The organism is Kitasatospora sp. A2-31 (genome assembly GCF_022288725.1).
In the GTDB taxonomy this organism is placed as follows: Bacteria; Actinomycetota; Actinomycetes; order Streptomycetales; family Streptomycetaceae; genus Kitasatospora.
Genome location: NZ_JAKNTA010000250.1, coordinates 1 through 1,137, shown reverse-complemented (window position 1 = coordinate 1,137; position 1,137 = coordinate 1). Strand labels below are relative to the sequence as shown.

Sequence of the window (1,137 nt, the reverse complement as noted above, 5' to 3'; positions counted from 1 at the left end):
GGTGTGGCGCTGGTGCTGGTACCAGCGGGCGTTGTCGATGGCGACGGCGGCGCGGGCGGCGAGTTCGGCGACGAGCAGGGAGTCGTCATGGTCGAACGGGGCCGGGTTGCGGGTGCGTTTGAGGTCGAGGACGCCGAGGACCTGGCCGCGGGCGATCAGCGGCACCGCCAGGTAGGAGTGGACGCCGGCTTCCTCGAGGAGGCGGGCCGCGTGATCGTTGCGGGCGATCCGCGCCAGGTCGCGGGGGCTCACGCGGGGCACGAGGACGGGGTGGCCCCCGACGGCGGCCTGGGTCACGAGCCGGTGCGCGTGGTAGTGCGTCACCTCGCCGACCGGGTCGGCGGCGGCGGTGGCCGGCGTGGGGTGGGCGGTCTTGAGGGCCATCGCGCGGAACGCCGGCGGGCCCTCGTCGTTCGGGTTGCCGGCCGCGCCGGGAAGCAGGGCGTCCAGGAGGTCGACGGCCGCGACGTCGGCGACCTCGGGCACGATCACCTCGGTCAGCTCCCGGGCGGTGGCGGCGAGGTCCAGGGTGGTGCCGACCCGGATCGACGCATCGGCGATCAGGGCGAGGCGGCGGCGGGCCCGGGCGGCGGCGAGGGACTGCCGGTACTGCTCGGTGACGTCGATGACCGAGATCGCCAGCCCCAGCACCCGGTCGGCCTGGTCCTCCAGCCGGTAGAACGAGGACGTCCAGGCGTGCTCGCCGCCGTCGTGCGGCATGTGCCCGGTGGTGAACTCCTCCAGCACCGGCCGGCCGGTGGCCAGGACCTTCCGCATCCGGTCCTCGATGGCGGCGACGTCCAGGTGCGGCAGCACCTCGCCGGGGGTGCGGCCGAGGTGTCCGGCCGCCGGTACGCCGTTGATCCGTTCCAGGGCGGGGTTGACCAGGACGTAGCGCAGGTCCTGATCGAGGACGGCGAGGCCGATCGGGGCCTGGTCGACCATCCGCGCCGACAGCGCCACGTCCCGCTCCACCCGCTGGAGGGTCTCACGGGAGGAGGCGATCCCGAGCGCGTACCAGGTACCGGACGAGGCCTGCAGGCGCATGTTGCGCATCTCCACCAGGACCGTGTGGCCGTCCTTGTGGCGGGGGGGGGAAGCCCCCGCCCCCCCCCCCCCGCCCGCCCCCACCCCGGC

1 protein-coding gene is annotated in these 1,137 nt (G+C 75.1%); it reads right to left on the bottom strand.

Features of this window, described 5'->3' with window-relative positions; all coding sequences use genetic code 11:
- A partial coding sequence (locus MCM47_RS41260) for a PAS domain-containing protein (protein WP_308222641.1) occupies positions 1-1,056 on the bottom strand: 1,056 nt, incomplete at its 3' end.
- Positions 1,057-1,137 lie beyond the last annotated feature (81 nt).